The following is a 21629-nucleotide window of genomic DNA, read 5'->3' on the forward strand; positions in this document are numbered from 1 at the left end:
GAAGATTCATGTTTCGCGCATGATGGTGCCCGCATGGCTGTTGAGCGTCTGCACCGTTGCCCAAGGTGAGCCCGTGCTGCAGGGCAAGGATGCCTTTGGTAGCTGGCAGGCCGACAAGCCCGGCACCGTCAGGCTGATCCGTCCGCAGGATCTGGCCAAGCCCGGTGCCACGCCCTCGGTCTCAAATCCCACGCGCGTGACCGCGCGCGGCAGCGCGACACCTGATGTGCCTGACGGATTCAAGATTGAGCTTTTGGCTGACGGCCTCTCCGACCCCCGCGTGCTGCGCCTCGCGCCCAATGGCGATATCTTCGTTGCCGAGACCGGGCCGGGCCGCATTCGTGTGTTGCGTCTCGGAGAGGGCGGCAAGGTTGCGAGCAACGAGGTCTTTGCCAGCGGGCTCACCCGACCGTTCGGCATCGCCTTCTCCCCGAATGGCGACAATCCGCAATGGGTCTATGTCGCCAATGCCGGTAACGTCGTCCGCTTTGCCTATCGTGCCGGCGACCTGAAGGCCTCGGGCAAGGCCGATGTGGTGGTGGCCAACCTGGCGCATGGATCGGGCCATTCCACCCGCGACATCGTGTTCACGCCTGACGGCAAGCGCATGCTGGTGTCGGTCGGCTCCGCCAGCAATGTCGCCGAGGGCATGGGCAGCCCGCCCGGGGGGCTCGAGGCCTGGGCGCGCACCCAAGCGCTTGGTGCGTCCTGGGGCTATGAGGCGGAGCGTGCCGCGGTGCTCTCGTTCACCCCCGAGGGCAAAGACCGCAAGCTTTACGCCACCGGCATACGCAACTGCGTCGGCCTTGCGATCCAGCCGCAGACCGGCATGCCCTGGTGCTCGACCAACGAGCGCGACGGACTCGGCGACGATCTCGTGCCCGACTACGTCACCAGCGTGAAGGAGGGCGCCTTCTACGGCTGGCCCTGGTTCTACATCGGCAGCAATGAAGACCCGCGTCATGCCGGCGCGCGGCCGGACCTCAAGGACAAGGTGACGATCCCGGACGTGTTGATACAGCCGCATTCAGCCTCGCTCGGCATGACCTTCTACCAGGGCACGCAGTTTCCGTCCGAATATCAGGGCGACGCCTTCGCCGCTGAGCACGGCTCCTGGAACCGCTCGAAGCGCACCGGCTACAAGGTGATCCGCATCAGGATGAAGGACGGCAAGCCGACCGGGGAGTACGAGGATTTTGTCACGGGCTTTGTCGTGAACGACAGCCAGGTGTGGGGACGTCCGGTGGGGATCGCGGTGGCCAAGGATGGATCGCTGCTGATTTCGGAAGATACTGGCGGCACGATCTGGCGGGTGACAAGCGCGCCGCGATGATCGTGCTTGCCGCCCTCATCCCCGCCGCACACTCGCTCCGCCATCCACCGGCAGCGTCACGCCGGTGATGAAATTCGCCTCATCCGACGCCAGGAACAGCGCGGCATTCGCGACGTCCCAGCCAGTGCCCATCTTCTTGCGTAGCGGTACCTTGCTGTCGCGCTCGGCTTCTACCTCGGCGCGGGTCCTGTGCCATTCGCGGGCGCGGGTATCGACAGCCATCGGCGTGTTCATCAGGCCGGGCAGGATGACGTTGGCGCGGATACCGTATTCGGCGTTCTGGTAGGCGAGCTGCTCGGTGAAGGCGATCATGGCCGATTTCGTCGCCTTGTAGGCGACGTAGGGATAGGTGGTGATCGCTGCCATCGACGAGATGTTGATGATGGCCCCGCTCTTCTGCGCACGCATGATCGGGATCACTTCCTTGGCCGCGAGGATGCAGCTCTTCAGATTGATGGCGACGACGCGATCGAACGCCTCCTCGGTGATTTGCAGCAGCTCGGCGTCGCCGCCGGCGAGGCTGACGCCGACATTGTTGTGCAGCACGTCGATCCGGCCCCAGCGCGATATGGCGTCTGCTACCATCGCCTTGATGTCGGCGGACTTGGTCACGTCGGCCTTGAAGGCCGCGGCGGTCCCGCCTTTTGCGGTGATTATCGCAACCGTTTCCTGCGCCGATTCCAGGTGGTGATCGACGCACAGCACCTTGGCGCCCTCGCGCGCGAAGGTGAGAGCGGTGGCGCGCCCATTGCCGATGCCTTCGCCGGGGCTCTGGCCGGCGCCGACGACGATCGCAACCTTGTCTTTGAGGCGCATCTCACTTCGCTCCCTGGATCGATACATCGCATTATTTTCGTGCACATTAGCAATCGATCCGACCTGAGAGAAGAGCGCGGCTCCTGCGTTCATGTCATTGACATCACATGGAATTGCATGCTGCGGCCGGCTCATCGGGCTTGGTTGCCCCTTGTGTTTAGGAACCGCTCCGACGCTGGCGCGTTTGTTGCGGAGCCTTTTCCGCGCTAGGCTCTCTTCCGGGGCTTCCCAATCGCCAGTGGCTTGCCGATGAATCTGCTCGATCCACAAGGGCCGGTGGCTGCCGCCAACAGCACCATCCTGGTCGATTCCGTCTTCATCATGCTCGCGATCGTGGTACCGACCATTGTCGCGATCCTCGCTTTTGCGTTCTGGTTTCGCGCCTCGAACACGAGAGCACGCTTCCAGCCGGACTTCGTCTATTCCGGCCGCGTCGAGATGGTGGTGTGGTCCATACCTGCGCTGACCGTTATCCTGCTCGGCGGCGTCGCCTGGATCGGCTCGCACCAACTCGATCCCAGAGCACCCGTGCCAGGCACCGGCAGCCCGGTGCGGATCCAAGCCGTCTCGCTCGACTGGAAATGGCTCTTCATCTATCCCGACCAGCGCATTGCGACCGTCAACAGTTTGACAATTCCCGCAGGTGCCGAACTGAATTTCCAGCTGACGTCGTCGAGCGTGATGAACGTGTTCTTCATCCCGCAGCTCGGCAGCATGATCTACACCATGAACGGCATGGTGACGAACTTGAACCTGCGTGCCGACAATGAGGGCAAGCTGCAAGGCCTCTCGGCGCATTTCTCCGGCGACGGCTTTCCCGACATGATGTTCGACGTCAACGTGGTCTCGCCGCTCTCATTTCCGGACTGGGTCGCAACCACAGCGAAGACCGATGCCGTGCTGAACGAGGACAGCTACAAGAAGCTGATGCAGCAGGGCATCGAGAAGGACAGGCCGACCTATCGGCTCGACGATCCCCGCCTGTTCGACCTGATCGCAACCCAGCACATTCCGCCAGGGCCGGGGCCGGAGCTCGTCTCCGATGCCGGCCGTCCCCACACTGGAGGCGTTGATGCTCGGTAAGCTCGACTGGTCCGCTATTCCGTTCGATCAACCTATTCCGCTGATCGCGGGTGGCGTGGTGCTGGTTGCGATCCTCGCAGTGCTGATCTGGGTCGTCGTGAAAGGGCATCTGCCCTATCTCTGGCACGAATGGATCACCAGCGTCGATCACAAGCGGATCGGCGTCATGTACATCCTGCTGGCCTCGGTGATGCTGCTGCGTGGCGGCAGCGACGCCATCATGATGCGGATTCAGCAAGCGATCGCCTATCAGTCGCAAGGCTATCTGCCGCCGGAGCACTATAACCAGATCTTTTCTGCGCACGGTACCATCATGATCTTCTTCGTGGCGATGCCGTTCGTGATCGGACTGATGAACCTCGTCGTGCCGCTTCAGCTCGGCGTCCGCGATGTCGCGTTTCCGACCCTCAATTCGGTCGGCTTCTGGCTCACCGCGACAGGTGCCCTGCTGGTCAATCTGTCGCTCGTGATCGGCGAATTCGCCCGCACCGGGTGGCTCGCCTTTCCGCCGCTGTCGGGGCTGTCCTACTCGCCGGGTGTCGGCGTCGACTATTACGCCTGGTCGCTCCAGATCTCCGGTGTCGGGACGCTGGTCGCCGGAATCAATCTTGTCACGACAGTGCTGAAGCTGCGGACCAAGGGCATGAACTATCTGCGCATGCCGATGTTCTGCTGGACCACGCTGGCCTCGAACCTCCTGATCGTCGCGGCGTTCCCGATCCTCACAGCGACGCTCGCGATGCTGCTGCTCGACCGTTACCTCGGCTTTCACTTCTTCACCAATGAAGCCGGCGGCAACGTCATGATGTTCATGAATCTGATCTGGGCCTGGGGGCATCCGGAGGTCTACATTCTGGTGCTGCCGGCCTTCGGCATCTTCTCCGAGGTGGTCTCGACCTTCTCCGGCAAGGCGCTGTTCGGCTACCGCTCCATGGTGCTTGCGACCATGGCGATCTGCGTCATCTCCTTCATGGTCTGGCTGCATCATTTCTTCACCATGGGCGCAGGCCCCGACGTCAACGCCATCTTCGGCATCGCCAGCATGATCATCGCGGTGCCGACGGGCGTGAAGATCTACAATTGGCTGTTCACGATGTATGGCGGTCGCATCCGCTTTGCGACGCCGATGCTGTGGGCGGTCGGCTTCATGGTCACCTTCATCATCGGCGGACTGACCGGCGTGCTGGTCGCGGTACCGCCGGCGGACTTCATGCTCCACAACAGCATGTTCCTGGTGGCTCATTTCCACAACGTCATCATCGGCGGGGTGCTGTTCGGCGCTTTTGCCGGCTTCGAATACTGGTTTCCCAAGGCATTCGGTTTCCGTCTCGACGAGCGCTGGGGCAAGCTGGCGTTCTGGTTCACCTTCACGGGCTTCTGGATCACTTTCGTGCCGCTCTATGTCGCCGGCATGCTCGGCATGACGCGGCGCTTGCAGCACTATAATGTTGCGGAGTGGCGGCCGTGGATGATCGTGGCGGCCATCGGCATGGCCGTGCTGTCGATCGGCGTGATCTGCCAGATCATGCAGCTCGTGGTCAGCATTCGCAACCGCGAGGCCTTGCGCGACCGCACCGGCGATCCCTGGGACGGCCGCTCGCTGGAGTGGGCGACCTCGTCGCCGCCGCCGGTGTTCAACTTCGCCTTCCATCCTGATGTCCGCGGCGAGGATGCCTATTGGGACATGAAGGCCCTGGCCCTGCAGCAGTCGCTCCAGCACGAAGTACCCGAATATCACGACATCGAAATGCCCCGGAATTCGCCGACCGGCTTCGTCTGCGCGTTCTTTGCCACGATCATGGGCTTTGCTCTGATCTGGCACATCTGGTGGATGGTGATTTTGGGCGGCATCGGCGCCTTCGCGACCTTCGTCGTGTTCGCCTGGCGCGACCATGACGAATACGTGATTCCGGCAGCCGAAGTCGCCGCGATCGACCGCGTCAATCTCGAGGAGCGGCGCAGCCTCGTCAGCATGGCGGGGGCGATCTGATGTCGATGACCGCGACCGCCGGCCGCGCGCACGCCGATCCCCATCACATCGGTCGTGTCATCGAGCATCCTGGGCCCGCGCCAAAGCGGACCGTGACCGCCTATGGCTTCTGGGTGTTCCTGCTCTCCGACATCGTGATGTTCTCCTGCTTCTTTGCGGCTTACGCCGTGCTGGTCAACCAGACCGCTGACGGCCCCAAGGGCTCGGAGATTTTTGAGCAGCGTAACGTCGCGATCGAGACGGTTTGCCTGCTGCTGTCGAGCTTTACCTGCGGCATGGCCGGCATCGCCGCCGACGTGCGCAATCGGTTCTGGTTCTATCTCGGCATGGCCGTGACTTGCGTGCTCGGGCTGATCTTCCTCGCCATCGAGTTCAGGGAGTTTGCCGACCTCGTGTCGCGCGGCTATGGGCCGTCACGCAGCGCCTTCCTGAGCGCGTTCTTCTCGCTGGTCGGCTGTCACGGCCTGCATGTCTCGGCCGGTGTGCTCTGGCTGCTCACCATGATGGCGCAGGTCTTCGCCAAGGGCTTTCGCGCCGACGTGCTGCGTCGGATGATGTGCTTTGCGTTGTTCTGGCATGCGCTCGACATCATCTGGGTCGGGGTGTTTTCCGTCGTCTACCTGCTAGGGGGTGGCGCATGAGCGATCAGACGCATATGCCGGCCGGACATGATCTCGCGCCGGGCGACGAAGAGCAACACAGTGTCGGCGAGCGGGTGCTTGGCTATGTCGTCGGTCTTGGGCTGGCGCTAATCCTCACGGCGACCTCGTTCTTCATCGCGGGCACCGATCTGGTTTGGCAGCCATCGATCCCCGTCGCACTGATCGTGCTCGCGATCGCGCAGATGGGCGTGCATCTGGTGTTCTTCCTGCACATCACCACGGGCCCGGACAACACCAACAACGTGCTGGCGCTGGCCTTCGGGCTGCTGGTCGTCTTCCTGGTGGTCGGAGGCACCGTCTGGATCATGTCGCATCTCAACCAGAACATGCCGCCGATGGATCAGTTCATCCGGATGCACAGCTAGCGCTGTACAAAAAAGAAGAGCCGCTTGTGCGTGACAAGCGGCCCAAGTCTAGGGAGGAAACGCCCGAGCAAGGACAATCCGATGAGGATCGTCTGCCAAGGAAACGCCCGCGCAAAGCGCTTGCGTACACATATAGGTGCAGCAACTCCCGTTTCAGTTCAATTCCGGATCATTACTGTCTCCGGCTACCACTCACGGCTGCGTGAACCAAATGTTCACTTTGGCCGGCGGCAATTATAGGCCTTGCGGAAGCCCGAGGCCTGGGCGTCGTCCTCCGAGCAGAACCAGCGGTCCGGCTTGGTCGTCGCGGCGTAGCTCGGGCAGCCCCTGAGGTGATAGATGCCGATATTGCCGGTGACGCGGGCGCGCACTGCGAGCTTGCCTTTGATGGCGCAGCTCGGCGGCGCCGTCAGCTCATCCGGAAACAGCACCGCCCGAATCTCCTTGTCGCGGTCGGGGCGGCAGGCGGCGCCGAGCAGGGCGCCGTCCTTCTTCCCGGTGCGGAATTCTTGCGGTGCAACAAAGCAGCCCTTCCAGATGCCTGATGACGCCGTCTTCGCCTCGGCCGCCGCCGGCTTGACATTGGCCTTGAGCGGCTCGCGGGCGATGGCAAAGCCCAGCCTGACCAGTTGCTCGTTCAACGAGACCTTGTCGCCCTCGACCGTGCAGATCGCGCGGTGGCGCTTGCCGAATTTCTTCTCGGGACCGACGTCGTCACAGCGCACCGGCTTGCCGCCGATCAGCTTGGTGAGCTGGTCGCGGGCCTCGATGCCGCAGGTCCAGGAATCAGCGTGGTCGTCGATGCAGACCTGGTCGAGCTCGGGCGCGTCGACGCCGTCGAGCCGGTAGGTGACGTCGCCGAGCTGGATCGAATTGGCATCCCGGATCGTCGCAGCCGCAGTCAGCGCGGCGGCAGGATTGGAGGTCCCCAAGAACCCGGCTAGAGCGAGAAATAAAACAAGGGCGAAGGCGCGGGCGGCGGCCGATGAATTTTCGAAGGACATCATGTCTCGCTGTCGATTGCTCTGGCTCCTCGTTCCTAGCATCCGGTCATCGCCAGACCAATGGTCTGCGTTGTGCGAAGTGCGACATTCGCCAGCCAGCCTTTACTCGCCGGCCGGTCTACCCCTATCGTTCTGCAGCCTTGTAAGCCGTGATGGCCGAATCGCCCGGGAAGTGGCGAGGGCGGGAGGAAGACTTTTCGATGAAAGACCCCGTGGACGTCCTGATCATCGGCGCCGGCGCTTCTGGCGCTGCGGTGGCGTGGTCGCTGGCCGAGACCAAGATGCATATTCTCTGCCTGGAGCAGGGCGGCTGGATGAACCCGGCGGAATATCCGAGCACGGGCCGGGATTGGGAGGCCAGGTTCTTCGGCGAATGGTCGTCGAGCCCCAATATCCGCGGCCGGCCCGAGGACTATCCTGTCAACGACGACAATTCGCCGATCAAGGTCGTGAACTATAACGCCGTCGGCGGCTCGACGGTGATGTACACCGCGCACTGGCCGCGGCTGCATCCGTCCGATTTCAAGGTGAAGACGCTCGACGGCGTCGCCGACGACTGGCCGATCGACTATGACGCGCTGACGCCGTTCTTTGAAGAGAACGACCGCATGATGGGCACGTCGGGCCTGTCAGGCGATCCGCTCTCGCCATTGACCCATCCGCCGATGCCGCAACAGCCGATGGGATTGTCCGGGGCCATCGTCGCCAAGGCCATGAACAAGCTCGGCTGGCACTGGTGGCCGTCGGACACGACGGTCGCGACCATGGACTATGAAGGCCGGGCGCGCTGCATCAATCTCGGCCATTGTACGCCGGCCTGCGCGCAAGGCGCAAAATCCTCGACCGACATCACCTATTGGCCGCATGCAATTCGCGCCGGTGTCGAGCTCCGCACGCATTGCCGCGTGCGCGAGATCACTACCGACGAGAACGGCATGGCTTCGGGCGTGGTCTATTACGACAAGGATGGCGTCGAGCAGTTCCAGCCCGCGCATGTCGTGATCATCGCCTGCAATGGCGTCGGCACGCCGCGACTGCTGCTCAATTCGAAATCCGACCGCTTTCCGAACGGCCTTGCCAATTCGTCGGGGCTCGTCGGCAAGAACCTGATGTTCCATCCCTATGCGCAGATCTACGGCTATGTGAAGGAGCCGACCGACTCGAACCGCGCGCCGCCGACCTGCCTGTGGAGCAAGCAGTGGTACGACACGGACCTCTCGCGCGGCTTCGTGCGCGGCTATGGCGTTCAGTTCGTGCGCGGGGCCGGTCCCGTGTTCGAGGCCGTCATCAGCGAGCAGAAGGGCATTCTGCCGTGGGGCGCGGATCACCACCGCGTCTTCCGCAAGCTCAATGGGCACCGCTTGGGCTTCTCGGCGATCTGCGAGGATCTTCCGGAGGAGCACAACCAGGTCACGCTCGATCCCGTGCTGAAGGACGGCCACGGCATTCCCGCGCCGAAGATCGACTACACGATCTCCGAGAACAGCCGGAGGATGATGGACCATGCGCTCGCCCGCGGCCGCGAGGTGCTGGAGATGGCCGGCGCAACCGACATCTGCGTCAACTCCCCGATCCCCTGGGGCGGCTGGCACCTGCTCGGCACCGCGCGGATGGGTACTGACCCCAAGCGCTCCGTCGTCAACGAATGGGGCCGCACGCATGACGTGAAGAACCTCTTCATCGTCGACGGCAGCATCTTCGTCACCTCGGGCGGCGTGAACCCGACCTCCACCATCCAGGCCCTTGCGCTCTACATCGCCGACCAGATGAAGCAGCGCCTCGCCAATTTGTTCGATTGAGGCCGTCATGACCGCTGACAAGCAACTCACGCGCGCTCAGCGCGACGACCTCCGCACCATCGCCGCGATGATCGTGCCCGCCAGTGACGAGTACAAGGTGCCCGGCGCCGACGATGCCGCGATCCAGGCCGACATGCTGGCGACGCTCGGCCGCGACACCAAGATGGTGGCGGCAGCGCTGGACCATCTGGCGCGGCTGGCCGGCGGGCCGCTCGCCGAGCTCGGCGCGACGCAGCGCGATGCCGTGGCGCAGGAGTTTCGCAAGAACGGCGGCGCGGCTGCGGCAACGCTCGTTCGTGTTGTGCTGCAATGCTACTACCGCGACGACCGCGTGCTGCGCTCGCTTGGACTGGAGCTGCGCGCGCCATTTCCCAAGGGCCACGTGCTCCCCGACGGAGACTGGTCGCTGCTCGATCCGGTCAAGGCGAGGGGCGGCACACTGCGGCGCGCGCCCTAGCCATCTGGGCAGTTCAGTCCCGCGTCCCAGGCGGGTCCCTTGCGCGGCAGGGCACAGGCCACCATCTGTGTGAGCTTCAAGGATTCTTGCCATGCTGGATTTCACCTCAGATATCGTCGATGACGCAGCGTCATCGCGAACGACAGAATCTGCCCCCGTCGATGACCGGGTCCTGCTGGACGCCTATTCCAACGCCGTGATCGATGTGACCGACCGCGTCGGTCCTGCCGTCGTGCGCGTTGAGACGGGACCAAAAACGCCGAATGGCCGCGAGCGTGGCGGGCTTGGCTCGGGCATCGTGATTTCGCCTGATGGCCTCGTGCTCACCAACAGCCATGTGGTCGGCTCGGCCAAGGAGATCCGGCTACGCGATGTCGAGGGCCATGTCGGCGACGCCCGGGTGCTCGGCGTCGATCCGGATACGGATCTCGCGCTGCTGCGCGCCAACGGCGTGCGCGACTTGCCGTATGCCGCGCTTGGCAACTCCAAGACGCTGCGGCGCGGCCAGCTCGTGATCGCGATCGGCAATCCGCTCGGCTTCGAATCGACCGTCACCGCCGGCGTGGTCTCGGCGCTCGGGCGCTCGATCCGATCTGTGAGCGGCCGCACCATCGAGGACGTGATCCAGACCGATGCCGCGCTCAACCCCGGCAATTCCGGTGGTCCGCTGGTGTCGTCGAATGCCGAGGTGATCGGCATCAACACGGCCATCATCAATGGGGCACAAGGCATCTGCTTTGCGGTCGCCAGCAACACCGCGCAATTCGTGCTGTCGGAGATCATCCGCCACGGCTATGTCCGCCGCGCCTATATCGGCGTTGCCGGGCAGACCGCGCCGGTGCCGCGGCGGCACGCGGTGCTCGCCGGCGTCGAGAACAAGATGGGTGCGCTCTTGATGCAGATCGAGCCGGACGGACCGGCGGCGAAGGCCGGCCTGTTGCCTGGCGACGTCGTGATCAGGCTTGACGGCGTCGAAATCAACGGCGTCGATGATCTGATCCGCGTGCTCGATCGCGACCGGATCGGCCGGCGGCTCGCCATGGACGTGCTGCGGCTCGGACGGCTGCGGGCGATCGATATCGATCCGATCGAGCGGAAGCCGCAGCGCTAGCTGCGGGACGGCGGGCGGGGTATGACGGTGTCATGCCTCGCCTCCGGATCCCAGCCGCATGATGCCGGCGCATGAGACCTACGACGTCATTGTCATCGGCGCGGGTGCCGGCGGCATGACGGCTGCGGCCGTCGCCGCCGCTGAAGGCCTGCGTGTGCTGGTGATCGAGAAGACCGCCTTCGTCGGCGGCACCACGGCGTGGTCCGACGGCATGGTCTGGATCCCCGCCAATGCCAAGATGAAGGAGACGGGGCTCGCCGACAGCATCGCGGATGCAGTCCAGTATCTGTCGAGTACGGTGCCCGAGCCCGCCAACGCGGGCCTGCGCGCTGCCTTTCTCGCGCGCGGCCCGGAGGCGATCGCCTATCTCGAAGCCAGGACCGAGGTGCAGCTTCAGCCGGTGAAAGCCTGCCCGGACCATTATCCGGAGCGGCTAGGTGCGACATCTGGCGGGCGAGTGCTGCAGCCCGTGACTTTCGACGCAACACGGCTAGGCGAAGCTTTCGCGCGGCTGCGCCCACCACTGCCGGAGTTCATGCTTTTCGGCGGGATGATGGTCGATTGTCTCGACATTCCACATCTATGCCGCGTCGGAAAATCGTTGCGGTCGACCCTGCGCGTGGCACGGCTCGTTTCCCAATACGCGCTGCAACGGCTGCGCTGGTCCCGCGGGACGACGCTGCATGTCGGCAACGCGCTCGCCGCGCGGCTTTACGCCTCGCTGCTGGCGCGACGGGTGGAGATCCTCTTCAGTGCCGATGTCGAGGATCTGTCGATGCAGGTTGACCGTGTCAGCGGTGTAGTCATTCGTCATGGCGCGCGCGATCGCCTGATCACCGCGCGGCGCGGCGTGGTCCTGGCGACGGGCGGCTTCTCGCACGATGCCATCCTGCGCAAACGTTTCTTCCCTGCGGCAGCCGGGTTGGTCTCGGCGACCGACACCTCGACCACGGGCGATGGAATTCGCCTTGCAACGACGGCTGGCGCTGCGCTCAACACGGAGGCGACGAGCCCGGCCTATTGGGTGCCGGCCTCGCTCTTCCGACGCGCCGACGGCAGAAGGTGTGTGTTTCCCCACATGGTGACCGACCGCGCCAAGCCCGGCGTGATTGCCGTCAACGCCGCCGGTCGCCGTTTCGTCAATGAAGCGCTGCCGTACCATGAGTTCGCGCTCGCCATGCTGCGCGATGCCAATGGCGAGCGGGACCGGCCGTTCTACCTGGTCTGCGACCGCCCGTTCCTGTGGAGCTACGGTCTCGGCCGCATCAGGCCGTTCACGCGCAACGTGCGGCGATATGTGGCCGGCGGCGAACTGATTGAGGCGCCCGACATCGCAGAGCTCGCGGCCAAGATCGGTATCAAGCCGGCTGTGCTCACGGCGACAATCGCGAGCTATAATGTCGATGCGAAGGAGGGCCGCGATCCCGAATTCGGCCGTGGCAGCACCATCTACCAACGGCACCACGGCGATGCTGCGCACAAGCCCAATCCTTGCGTCGCGCCGATCGTCGGTGCGCCGTTCTTTGCAATGCGGATCTATCCAGCCGATCTCGGCACGGCGATCGGCATGAAGGTCGATGCGCAGGCGCGCGTGCTGCGCGAGGACGGCACGCCGATCGCGGGGCTCTATGCCTGCGGCAACGACATGGGCTCGATCACGAACGGGAATTGCCCGGCCCCGGGCATCATGCTCGGACCGGCACTGACGTTCGGCTATATTGCCGGGCGGCATCTGGCGGAGGGGGCTGCAACGGCTATCGGAACGGCAGCAGCCTCAGGCTCAGTCTAGCCATCTCCACCGCTGTCATGCCCCGCGAAAGCGGGGGCATCCAGTACGCCGCGGCTCATCGATTCAATCACAACCGTCTCGGCGTACTGGATCGCCCGGTCGAGCCGGGCGATGCCACTGAGTGTGTGGCAACGCTACTCCGCTGCCGCGGCAAAGCGGCTGTTCTCCAGCTCCGCTTCCAGCCGCGCCTTCTCGGCCGCTGCCAGCTTGACGTTGGCGTCCTTGACGTGGCCGAATCCGCGGATGGTTTCCGGAACACGCGCGAGCCGCGTCAGCAGCGGGATTTGCTCCGCCTTCAGTCCAGCCATCCGCTGATCGATCATGTCAAGATAATCCGCGACCAGCTTCCGCTCCATCCGGCGCTCCTCGGTGCGGGCGAACGGATCGAACGGGCCGCCACGCAGGAATTTCAGCTTCGCCAGCACGCGGAAGGCGTGGATCATCCAGCCGCCGAACTCCTGCTTCTGAAGCCGTCCCGTCGTCTTGTCGCGCTTGGCGAAGATCGGCGGTGCCAAATGGTACTTCAGCGTGAAGTTGCCGTCGAATTTCTCCGACACCTTTTTGGCAAAGCTGCCATCTGTGTAGAGACGCGCGACCTCGTATTCGTCCTTGTAGGACATCAGCTTGAACAGGTTCTTTGCCACGGCCTCGGTCAACTCCGAAGACCGAGGCGAAGCGGCCGTTTCTGCCTTGCGCACCTTCGCAACCGCCGCAAGATAGCGGTCGGCGTAGGCCTTGTCCTGATAGCCCGTCAGGAACTCCGCGCGGGTTGCGATGACATCGTCGAGCGAATTGGTCGCGGCGGAGGCGCGGCTCTTGAACTGCAGCACGCTGCGCACGCGTGACATGTCGTGAGCGGCGAGGCGGCCCCAGGTGAAGGCGAGCTTGTTCATCTCGATCGCGGCGCCGTTGATCTCGATTGCGCGGAGCAGGGCCTCCAGCGACAGCGGGATTGCGCCCTTCTGGAAGGCGAAGCCCAGCATGAAGGGATTGGTCGCGATGCTGTCGCCCATCAGTGCCGCGGCAACGCCGGTGGCGTCGATGATGTCAAGGTTCTTGTCGCCGACGGCGTCGCGCAGCACGGTCTGCATCGTGCCCATCTCGAAATCGAGATCGGGGTTTTGCACGAAGCTCGCGGTCGGCTGCAGGTCGGCGTTGATATAGGCCTTGGTCACGCCGCGCTCGGCGCGGCTGAGCGCGGCGGGGCCGGCCGAGACGATCATGTCGCAGCCGAGGATGACGTCGGCGCCGCCGGTTGTGATGCGGACGGCCGAGATTTCCTCCGGCTTCGGTGCGATGCGGACATGGCTCATCACCGCGCCGTTTTTTTGCGACAGGCCGGTGAAGTCGAGCGCCGAGCAGCCGCGGCCGTCGACATGGGCGGCCATGCCGAGCAGCGCGCCGATCGTGATGACGCCGGTGCCGCCGATGCCGGTGACGAGGATGTTGTAGGGACCGTCCAGCTCACGCAGCGGCGGCAGCGGCAGATCGGCGAACAGCTGGCCGGAATCGACCGCCGATGTCTTCATGCGCTTCAGCGAGCCGCCATGGACGGTGACAAAACTCGGGCAAAAGCCTTCGACGCAAGAAAAGTCCTTGTTGCAGTTGGACTGGTCGATCTGGCGCTTGCGGCCGAACTCGGTCTCGCGCGGCTGCACCGAGACGCAGTTGGAGGCTTGCGAGCAATCCCCGCAGCCTTCGCAGACCAGTTCGTTGATGAAGGCGCGCTTGGCCGGATCGGGATAGAGGCCGCGCTTGCGGCGGCGGCGCTTTTCGGCGGCGCAGGTCTGGTCGTAGATGATGACCGTGAGGCCCCTGATGTCGCGCAGCTCGCGCTGCACGGCATCGAGCTCGCGGCGATGATGGATGGTCGCGCCTTGTGGGAAGTAGTTCCCCTCAGGATATTTGCCGGGATCGTCGGAGACGATCGCGAGCCGCTTGACGCCCTCGGCCCAGACCTGATGCGCGATTTGCGCAACGTTGAAGGCACCTTCGGCCGGCTGGCCGCCGGTCATCGCGACGGCGTCGTTGTAGAGGATCTTGTAGGTGATATTGATGCCAGCCGCTGAGGCAGCGCGCAGCGCCAGCAAGCCGGAGTGAGTATAGGTGCCATCGCCGAGATTCTGAAAGATGTGCTTCTCGGTGGTGAAGGGCGCTTGGCCGATCCAATTCACGCCCTCGGCGCCCATATGCGATATCAGGTCGGTGCGCCGTGTCGGCATGCTCAGCGCCATGCCGTGACAACCGATGCCGGCCATGGCGCGGCTTCCTTCGGGTACGCGCGTCGAGGTGTTGTGCGGGCAGCCCGAGCAGAAAAAGGGCGTCCGCGCGAGCTTGATCTGCGAACTGGTCGTGACGGGATTGTCGAAGGCCTCGAGCCGCGCGAGGCGCTGCTCCAGCACCGGGCTGTGATGGCCGAGCTTGCGCAAGCGCGCGACCAACGCGCCCGCTACGATGGTCGGCGTCAGTTCGCCTTCGCTCGGCAGCAGCGGCGCCCCGCTCTCATCGCGCTTGCCGGCGATAGTCGGGCGCTTCGACGCATCGATATTGTAGAGGATGCGCATCAGCTGGTCTTCGATGAAGCCGCGCTTCTCCTCGACAACGAGCACGTCCTGCAGGCCTTCGGCAAAGCGCTTGGCGCCGCTTTCCTCCAGCGGCCAGGTCAGCGCGACCTTGTAGATGCGCAAGCCGAGATCCTGCGCGTCCTTGTCGGTAATGCCGAGGTCGGCCAACGCCTGGCGCAGATCGAGATAGGCCTTGCCGGTCGCGATGATGCCGAGCCGGGCGGGCTTGGAATCGAGCACGATGCGATCGAGTTGGTTGGCGCGGGCGAAGGCCTGCACCGCTTGCATCTTCGGCCCGAACAGGCGCCGCTCGGCCTCCAGCGGCGGATCGGGCCAGCGGATGTTGAGGCCGCCGGGCGGCATCTCGAAATCATCGGGAAGTGCGATCTTGATGCGTTCAGGATCGCTGTAGATGGACGCCGAGCTTTCCACGGTCTCGCTGATGGCCTTGAAGCCGACCCAGCAGCCGGAGAAGCGCGACAGCGCAAAGCCGTAGAGGCCAAGATCGAGATAATCCTGCAGCGTGGCCGGATTGATCACGGGAATCAGCGCCGCCGCGAACACCTGCTCGCTCTGATGCGCCAGCGTCGAGGACTGGCAGCCATGATCGTCGCCGGCAAGCGCCAGCACGCCACCGTTGAGTGAGGTGCCGGCCGCGTTGGCGTGCTTGAGCGCATCGACCGAGCGATCGACGCCGGGACCCTTGCCGTACCAGATGCCGAACACGCCATCGACCTTGGCGCCGGGAAACAGGCCGACCTGCTGGCTGCCCCAGACCGCGGTCGCCGCCAGATCCTCGTTCAGGCCGGGGACGAAGGCGATATCGTGCTGCTGCAGATGCGACTTCGCGCGCCACAGCGCGTGGTCGTACATGCCAAGCGGGGAACCGCGATAGCCGGAGATGAAGCCGCCGGTGTTGAGCCCTTGGAGCCGGTCGCGTTCGCGCTGCAACATGGGCAAGCGGACCAGGGCCTGGGTGCCGGACAGGAAGATCCGCTTCGATTCGAGCCGGTATTTATCGTCCAGCTCGACCTGCAACAGCGTCATTTCAGCAGTCCTCGTTGTCGTATCAGGTGGGAATTTTGCGCCGCGGAAAGATTGGCGACTTGCGAAGCGGATGCTTGCAGTCAAAAGCATGGAGCCTCGAAGTCAATATCGCTGGCCGCATCCGTGGCGGGCCTGCTAGTCATGGCTGCCTGTGGAGGAACCGATGACAGCGAACGCGTTCAATACCGAGATCACCGAAACCGCCGAGGCTCTGATCGGGCCGTGGCGTCAGCCGCGCCAGATGCTGCACGCGCAGGTTTACGACGCGCATGCCTCCATCCACGACGACGCCACCGCGCAGAAGCTCGGCTTCAAGGGCGGTACCATCGAAGGCCCCACGCATTTCAGCCAGTTCGCGCCGCTCGGCGCGCGGCTGTGGGGGCGGGCATGGTTCGAGAGTGGTTGTCTCTCTGCGCACTATCGCAACGCCTGTTTCGAAGCCGAGGACGTGCAGGCGATCCTGTCAAAGCCTTTGCCTGGAACGAGTCAGTGCCAGATCCAGATGATAAAGCGCGACGGCACCGAGGTGCTGCGCGGCACGGCGTCAGTCGGCGATCCCCACGCTGCGACAGCGCTGGAGACGCGCCTGACAGAGCTCAAGCCGCTCACCGATCCGGTGATCCTGCGCGACGTGAAGGTGGCGAAGACGAGCAAGCGGCAGCCGGTGCGGATGGCGTTCGACCAGAACATGGGCGACCTCTATCCGTTCTCCCTCAGGCAGAAGCTCGCAGTCATCACCGAAAGCTCGCCTTACTATTCGAGCGCCGACAATCCGTGGCGGAAGGCGATCATCCCGATGGAAATGCTGAGCGTGCTGTTCCAGTACCGTTCCAAGGACGATCCGCTGCCGGCGAAGGGACCGGCCGTCGGCCTGTTCGCTGACCAGGAGATCCGGCTGGTGAAGGGGCCGCTCTTCGTTGACGAAGAGTACGAAGTCGAACGCGAGGTGGTCGCGCTGTCCGGCAGCCGTCGCACCGAAAGCGCCTGGGTCAAGACGCGGGTGTTCGACAAGGCTGGCGCGATGGTCGCGACCATGCTGCTCAACATGGCGACGCTGAAGGCTTCGTACGCGCCCTATGAGGAGGAGTATCGGCGGCTGTATGGAGCGGGGCGGTAACACCACCCTCGTCATTCCGGGGCGTGCGTAGGCGAGCTACGATGCGCAATTGCGCATCCGAGAATCCATTTCGCCTCATGTTTTGCTGCTCGATGGATTCCGGGTTCGACGCTTGCGCGGCGCCCCGGAATGACGACGGAGGCCGCTCATCCTTTAAGCAAATGCACGTCGCAAAGCCGTCGCACAGGGAATAAGCAGACGTCGACGTCTGACGTAACCTTCTGAGCACGCATCGATTTTCGTTTCAACTCGCACGTCAACGCAATTGTACACAATGGCACGGTGCTTGCAGAACTCTCCTCAAAGAGAGTTCTCGCGGGGGCCTGCGTCATGTTGAACTCAGCCAAGCCGACACTGGGCGTCATCAGTGCCGAGCCCGAGCCGATCAGGCTCGACTGGTCGTCGACTGCTCTCGTGATCATCGACATGCAGCGCGACTTCATGGAGCCCGGTGGTTTCGGCGAGACGCTTGGCAATGATGTCAGCCAGCTTGCGCGCGCGGTGAAGCCGATTGGCGCGGTGCTGAAGGCGGCGCGCGACACCGGCATGCTGGTGATCCACACCCGCGAAGGTCACCTGCCCGATCTGTCCGATGCGCCGCCGGCGAAAGTCGAGCGTGGCGCGCCGTCGCTGCGGATCGGCGATCCCGGCCCGATGGGCCGCATCCTCATTCGTGGCGAAGCCGGCCACGACATCATTCCGGAGCTCTATCCGCTCGACAGCGAGGTCGTGATCGACAAGCCCGGCAAGGGCGCGTTCTACGCCACCGAGCTGACCGATGTGCTGGAGAAATATGGCATCGAGAATCTGCTCGTGTGCGGCGTCACCACCGAGGTGTGCGTCAACACCACCGTGCGCGAGGCCAATGACCGCGGCTATCGCTGCGTCGTCATCTCGGATGGCTGCGCATCCTATTTCCCCGAGTTTCACGAGATGGGCCTGAAGATGATCAAGGCCCAGGGCGGCATCTTCGGCTGGGTCGCCAGCTCAGCCGCAGTACTGGAGGCGATGACGATTTCGACCACATAGGGGGTTCTCATGAGCACTTTGACGGGGACGGCCGGCAAATCTGAAAGCAATACGTCCGAATTTAAACCGGCGTTATGGACATCGGGCGACTGGAACGCGTTTTTCGGCTTCGGCACCAACATCCTCGTCAACATGCTGGTGCTCACGGGCCTGCTTCGTTTCGTGTTGAAGATGCCTGATAGTCTCGTGTTCGGCCGCATCCTGCCCGCGCTCGGGCTGATGATGTGCCTCTCCACCTTCTACTACGCCTTCCTCGCTTATCGGCTCGCGCAGAAGACCGGCCGCAACGACGTCTGCGCGCTGCCGTCGGGCGTCAGCGTGCCGCACATGTTCATCGTCACCTTCGTGATCATGCTGCCGATCACCTTGAAGACCGGCGATCCGCTCAAGGGCTGGTCAGCCGGCCTGGTCTGGGTGTTCTTCCAGAGCTTCATCCTGATGATCGGCGGCTTCATCGCGCCGTTCATCCGCAAGATCACGCCGCGCGCGGCACTGCTCGGCACGCTTGCCGGCGTCTCCGTTACCTTCATCTCGATGCGGCCTGCGCTGGAGATGTATATGACGCCGCAGATCGGCCTTGTATGCTTCGCCATCATCCTGGTGAGCTGGTTCGGCGGCGTGAAATACTGGCGCGGCATTCCCGCAGGCCTCGTGGCGATTGCGGCCGGCATGATCATCGCCTGGGGTTCGAACCTGTTCGGGCTCGGCCTTGGCGGGTTGAGTCTCACAGGCGTGGGCGCAGCCTTCGCAAACTTCGGCTTCTCGGTGCCAATCCCGGCGGTGGGCTATGTCTTCTCCGGCTTCGAGTTCCTCGGCATCATCCTGGTCACTGCCATTCCGTTCGGCATCTATGACCTCGTCGAGGCCATGGACAATGTCGAGAGCGCGGAAGCAGCCGGTGACGAATATCCCACCACGCGGGTGCTGACTGCCGACGGCGTCGTCAGCCTGATCGGCTGCCTTATGGGCAATCCCTTCATCAACGCAGTCTATATCGGCCATCCCGGCTGGAAGGCGATGGGCGGCCGCATCGGCTATTCGGCGGCGACCGGCATCATGGTGGTGGTGCTGGCCTGGTTCGGCATCATCTCGGTGCTGCTGGCGCTCGTGCCCGTGGTCGCGATCTCGCCGATCCTGCTCTATATCGGCATGCTGATCGGTGCGCAGGCGTTCCAGACCACACCGATCAAGCATGCGCCCGCGATCGTGCTGGCGCTGACGCCGCATCTTGCCGCCTGGGCCAAGCTCCAGATCGACACGATGCTGGCCTCGACCATGACAGCGGCCGCGACCGTCGGCGGCATGGCGGCCGACAAAGCCGACGCCGTGAAGACCGCGGCGGTCGCCGCTCTGCCGCAGCAGGGTGTGTTCTATCACGGGCTGGAGGTGATGGGCGGTGGCTCCATTCTTGGCGGCCTCATCCTCGGCGCGATCGGCGTCTTCATCATCGAGCGCGACTTCGAAAAGGCGTCGGCCTTCGCGCTTGTCGGTGCGGTGCTGACCTATTTCGGCTTCATGCATGGTGAGGCCGTCGGCGTCGGCGGCGGCTTCGGTGTCACGCCCGCCGTGGCCTTCTCCTACGCCGTGATGGCTGCCGGCCTGTTTGCGGCCAGCAAGCTTGGAGCCAGCGAGCACTACGCCGCGCATCCGGAGATGCACGCGGCTCCGGCGGAGTAGCAGCGGTAGATGCGAAACGACGGGCGGCTGGTTGCCGCCCGTCGTCGCTTCTTAGGGCATCGATTTCTTGCAGACGAAGCTTTCAGCGGCGGCCTTGTCGCCACCCACATAATGCGGGTAATCGGGATAGCGGCACATCGGCCGGGCTGCCTTCAGGGCGAAAGGCGGTGCGGTGTCTTTCGAGACCTGGATCAGCGTGTCGGCCGGAGCGATGCCGTCGCTCGTCCAGCGGTCGAGCGGTCCGAGCAGGTCGACCATGGTCGGGATCGCCGAGCCGTCCAGCACGCTCGTGCCGGATCCGGTATGTGTCGAGCCGGGCGAGACGTAAAGCCGAGCCGATGCGTCGACCGTCGACTGGCCGAGACGCGCCACGACCGATTGGAAATAATTGATCCCGGCGAGTGGGCTTTGCGCGAGATCGGCCATGTTCTCGCGTAGGATCAGCTTGCCGCCGTGGGCGAAAAACGCTGAGAGGTCCGGATTCGTAGAGTCGAGAAGTTTCGAGACCTCCTCGATGCGGGCGCGGAAGTTCTCGGGGCGGTAGTTGCGCACGTCGAACTTGTCATCGCGCGTCACGATAAAGCGTATTGCGTTGACGCCATAGAGCCATTGCTGCGATACCGTTGCAACATCGATTGGCTGCGCCGGTGGGGCCGTGCCCATCACCCAGCGCGTGATGGTCATCCGCTGCGGGTCCGGCGTGATCTCGTTGCCATAGAGCCATTGCGGATAGCTGGTGATGCCGTTCGCCATCGCAAACGGAAAGGGATGCGGCGCATGCAGCGTCTGGATGGCGACGATCTGCGCGTCCGACAAGCAGCTATCGCCCGTGTCGGTGCCGCCTTGGCAGCGCAGCCCCTGCAAGCTCACCTTCGGCTGGCAGGCGAGATAGTTGCTGATGACGCCGTCGCGCAGGCCATCCAGGTCGTCACAGGCATCGGCCACGAATCGTGCCAGCGTCTCGCTCTTGGCCGGGTTGAGCCAGCCGCCGTCGAATTGCGGCAAATTGTTCGGGACATAGGACTGGAACAACATCGACAGCTGCACCACCGGGACCACGCTGACGATCCCGTCGTAATCCGCCGGGAAGCGCTGTGCCATGGTAAGGCCCTCGCGGCCGCCCTCCGAGCCACCGAAATAATAGATCCTCGACGGCCGCTTGCGATAGAGCGCGTCGACGAGCGCGATGGCGACGTCGCGCACCTTCTTGTAGGAGGCATAGGCGTAGTTGATCAGCATCTCCTCGTTGAGGCCGAACTCGCCGATGCGATCGGGCGCAAAGCTAGCAACCTGATGACCGGAATCCGTGCCCAGCGTGGCATAGCCGCGCGTCACGGGCAGAGCGTCATCTGGCGCGGCATCGCGCAAGGGAGCCAGGCCGCTCACGAGCGTGCCGTTGTAACCGCCACCGCCATATTGCAGCAGCTTGCCGTTCCATGCGGCAGGTAGGTTAAGCTGAAAGTTGATCAGTTGCGCGGCGGGATCGATCGGAGCAATGGTGCCGACCACCTTGCAGAAATCCGGTGTCGCGGAAGATGTCGCCTTCGCTGGCGCGGCAGGCGTGTAACTCGCCGATGTGACTGTGGCCTCGCCGCTGGGCAGCCCGATCAGTGGGGCCGGGATCTTCAGCCCTGCAAGCCGCGCGCAGTCACTCGGGAATGCCGCCTCCGCTGCCGCGGGCCTGCCCGACGCGGAGAGCGCGATCGTGCAAAGAACGAGGCTGAGGGCGGCTCTGTGCCACACCGCGAAGCTTTGTCGTGAATGATCGGCGCCCGGCATAATTATG

General features: G+C 64.0%; 16 protein-coding genes. 12 read left to right on the plus strand and 4 right to left on the minus strand.

Annotated elements, in window-relative coordinates; translation table 11 throughout:
- The first annotated feature begins 22 nt into the window (after window positions 1-22).
- Window positions 23-1333, plus strand: a complete 1311-nt coding sequence (locus XH80_RS30210; protein ID WP_271601959.1) for a PQQ-dependent sugar dehydrogenase — start codon at window positions 23-25, stop codon at window positions 1331-1333.
- Between the two features lie 15 nt (window positions 1334-1348).
- On the opposite strand, the gene XH80_RS30215 is transcribed toward XH80_RS30210, so the two are convergent.
- On the minus strand, window positions 1349-2149 hold the full coding sequence (locus XH80_RS30215) for an SDR family NAD(P)-dependent oxidoreductase (protein ID WP_271601732.1): 801 nt from the start codon (window positions 2147-2149) through the stop codon (window positions 1349-1351).
- A gap of 249 nt (window positions 2150-2398) precedes the next feature.
- On the opposite strand from XH80_RS30215, the gene XH80_RS30220 reads away from it, so the two are divergent.
- The 4 genes from XH80_RS30220 to cyoD are packed head-to-tail and all read left to right on the plus strand — an operon-like array spanning window position 2399 to window position 6249.
- Entirely contained in the window at window positions 2399-3232 is an 834-nt protein-coding gene (locus tag XH80_RS30220) for a cytochrome ubiquinol oxidase subunit II (protein ID WP_271601733.1), read from the plus strand.
- Window positions 3222-5222 (plus strand): cytochrome o ubiquinol oxidase subunit I, encoded by a 2001-nt coding sequence (cyoB, locus tag XH80_RS30225; protein ID WP_271601734.1) that lies wholly within the window; start codon window positions 3222-3224, stop codon window positions 5220-5222. The genes XH80_RS30220 and cyoB overlap by 11 nt, the downstream gene beginning before the upstream one ends.
- Complete coding sequence (locus tag XH80_RS30230; protein WP_271601735.1) at window positions 5222-5863, plus strand: cytochrome (ubi)quinol oxidase subunit III; 642 nt, start codon at window positions 5222-5224, stop codon at window positions 5861-5863. Before cyoB ends, XH80_RS30230 begins: the two co-directional genes overlap by 1 nt.
- Complete coding sequence (gene cyoD, locus XH80_RS30235) at window positions 5860-6249, plus strand: cytochrome o ubiquinol oxidase subunit IV (protein WP_271601736.1); 390 nt, start codon at window positions 5860-5862, stop codon at window positions 6247-6249. The genes XH80_RS30230 and cyoD overlap by 4 nt, the downstream gene beginning before the upstream one ends.
- A gap of 215 nt (window positions 6250-6464) precedes the next feature.
- On the opposite strand, the gene XH80_RS30240 is transcribed toward cyoD, so the two are convergent.
- Complete coding sequence (locus tag XH80_RS30240) at window positions 6465-7253, minus strand: thermonuclease family protein (protein ID WP_271601960.1); 789 nt, start codon at window positions 7251-7253, stop codon at window positions 6465-6467.
- Window positions 7254-7453: 200 nt separating this feature from the next.
- On the opposite strand from XH80_RS30240, the gene XH80_RS30245 reads away from it, so the two are divergent.
- The 4 genes from XH80_RS30245 to XH80_RS30260 all read left to right on the plus strand — a co-directional run bounded on the left by XH80_RS30245 (window position 7454) and on the right by XH80_RS30260 (window position 12409).
- Window positions 7454-9052, plus strand: a complete 1599-nt coding sequence (locus XH80_RS30245; RefSeq protein ID WP_271601737.1) for a GMC family oxidoreductase — start codon at window positions 7454-7456, stop codon at window positions 9050-9052.
- Window positions 9053-9059: 7 nt separating this feature from the next.
- Window positions 9060-9509 carry a hypothetical protein gene (locus XH80_RS30250; RefSeq protein WP_271601738.1) on the plus strand — a complete coding sequence of 150 codons (450 nt, stop codon included), beginning with the start codon at window positions 9060-9062 and terminating at the stop codon, window positions 9507-9509.
- A gap of 91 nt (window positions 9510-9600) precedes the next feature.
- Complete coding sequence (locus XH80_RS30255) at window positions 9601-10620, plus strand: S1C family serine protease (RefSeq protein ID WP_271601739.1); 1020 nt, start codon at window positions 9601-9603, stop codon at window positions 10618-10620.
- A 58-nt stretch (window positions 10621-10678) separates the two neighbouring features.
- Window positions 10679-12409 carry an FAD-dependent oxidoreductase gene (locus tag XH80_RS30260; RefSeq protein WP_271601740.1) on the plus strand — a complete coding sequence of 577 codons (1731 nt, stop codon included), beginning with the start codon at window positions 10679-10681 and terminating at the stop codon, window positions 12407-12409.
- A 134-nt stretch (window positions 12410-12543) separates the two neighbouring features.
- On the opposite strand, the gene XH80_RS30265 is transcribed toward XH80_RS30260, so the two are convergent.
- The gene (locus XH80_RS30265; protein ID WP_271601741.1) at window positions 12544-16020 is read right to left on the minus strand and encodes an indolepyruvate ferredoxin oxidoreductase family protein; all 3477 of its coding nucleotides are present in this window, start codon (window positions 16018-16020) and stop codon (window positions 12544-12546) included.
- A gap of 163 nt (window positions 16021-16183) precedes the next feature.
- On the opposite strand from XH80_RS30265, the gene XH80_RS30270 reads away from it, so the two are divergent.
- From XH80_RS30270 to XH80_RS30280, 3 genes are all read left to right on the plus strand, one after another.
- On the plus strand, window positions 16184-17137 hold the full coding sequence (locus tag XH80_RS30270) for a hypothetical protein (RefSeq protein ID WP_271601742.1): 954 nt from the start codon (window positions 16184-16186) through the stop codon (window positions 17135-17137).
- A gap of 330 nt (window positions 17138-17467) precedes the next feature.
- The gene (locus XH80_RS30275; RefSeq protein ID WP_057753445.1) at window positions 17468-18166 is read left to right on the plus strand and encodes a cysteine hydrolase family protein; all 699 of its coding nucleotides are present in this window, start codon (window positions 17468-17470) and stop codon (window positions 18164-18166) included.
- 9 nt (window positions 18167-18175) lie between these two features.
- A complete protein-coding gene (locus tag XH80_RS30280; protein WP_271601743.1) occupies window positions 18176-19843 on the plus strand; it encodes a regulator in 1668 nt (555 codons plus the stop codon).
- A 51-nt stretch (window positions 19844-19894) separates the two neighbouring features.
- On the opposite strand, the gene XH80_RS30285 is transcribed toward XH80_RS30280, so the two are convergent.
- A complete protein-coding gene (locus tag XH80_RS30285) occupies window positions 19895-21622 on the minus strand; it encodes a tannase/feruloyl esterase family alpha/beta hydrolase (protein WP_271601744.1) in 1728 nt (575 codons plus the stop codon).
- Window positions 21623-21629: the final 7 nt, after the last annotated feature.

It is taken from the genome of Bradyrhizobium sp. CCBAU 45384, from assembly GCF_028128665.1.
Lineage (GTDB): Bacteria > Pseudomonadota > Alphaproteobacteria > Rhizobiales > Xanthobacteraceae > Bradyrhizobium > Bradyrhizobium manausense.

What these genes read in the sequence shown, in the direction of transcription:
- XH80_RS30210 (WP_271601959.1), top strand. Translation starts at nt 23, where the DNA reads ATGGTGCCCGCATGGCTGTTGAGCGTCTGCACCGTTGCCCAAGGTGAG.
- XH80_RS30215 (WP_271601732.1), bottom strand. Translation starts at nt 2,149, where the DNA reads ATGCGCCTCAAAGACAAGGTTGCGATCGTCGTCGGCGCCGGCCAGAGC.
- XH80_RS30220 (WP_271601733.1), top strand. Translation starts at nt 2,399, where the DNA reads ATGAATCTGCTCGATCCACAAGGGCCGGTGGCTGCCGCCAACAGCACC.
- cyoB (WP_271601734.1), top strand. Translation starts at nt 3,222, where the DNA reads ATGCTCGGTAAGCTCGACTGGTCCGCTATTCCGTTCGATCAACCTATT.
- XH80_RS30230 (WP_271601735.1), top strand. Translation starts at nt 5,222, where the DNA reads ATGTCGATGACCGCGACCGCCGGCCGCGCGCACGCCGATCCCCATCAC.
- cyoD (WP_271601736.1), top strand. Translation starts at nt 5,860, where the DNA reads ATGAGCGATCAGACGCATATGCCGGCCGGACATGATCTCGCGCCGGGC.
- XH80_RS30240 (WP_271601960.1), bottom strand. Translation starts at nt 7,253, where the DNA reads ATGTCCTTCGAAAATTCATCGGCCGCCGCCCGCGCCTTCGCCCTTGTT.
- XH80_RS30245 (WP_271601737.1), top strand. Translation starts at nt 7,454, where the DNA reads ATGAAAGACCCCGTGGACGTCCTGATCATCGGCGCCGGCGCTTCTGGC.
- XH80_RS30250 (WP_271601738.1), top strand. Translation starts at nt 9,060, where the DNA reads ATGACCGCTGACAAGCAACTCACGCGCGCTCAGCGCGACGACCTCCGC.
- XH80_RS30255 (WP_271601739.1), top strand. Translation starts at nt 9,601, where the DNA reads ATGCTGGATTTCACCTCAGATATCGTCGATGACGCAGCGTCATCGCGA.
- XH80_RS30260 (WP_271601740.1), top strand. Translation starts at nt 10,679, where the DNA reads ATGATGCCGGCGCATGAGACCTACGACGTCATTGTCATCGGCGCGGGT.
- XH80_RS30265 (WP_271601741.1), bottom strand. Translation starts at nt 16,020, where the DNA reads ATGACGCTGTTGCAGGTCGAGCTGGACGATAAATACCGGCTCGAATCG.
- XH80_RS30270 (WP_271601742.1), top strand. Translation starts at nt 16,184, where the DNA reads ATGACAGCGAACGCGTTCAATACCGAGATCACCGAAACCGCCGAGGCT.
- XH80_RS30275 (WP_057753445.1), top strand. Translation starts at nt 17,468, where the DNA reads ATGTTGAACTCAGCCAAGCCGACACTGGGCGTCATCAGTGCCGAGCCC.
- XH80_RS30280 (WP_271601743.1), top strand. Translation starts at nt 18,176, where the DNA reads ATGAGCACTTTGACGGGGACGGCCGGCAAATCTGAAAGCAATACGTCC.
- XH80_RS30285 (WP_271601744.1), bottom strand. Translation starts at nt 21,622, where the DNA reads ATGCCGGGCGCCGATCATTCACGACAAAGCTTCGCGGTGTGGCACAGA.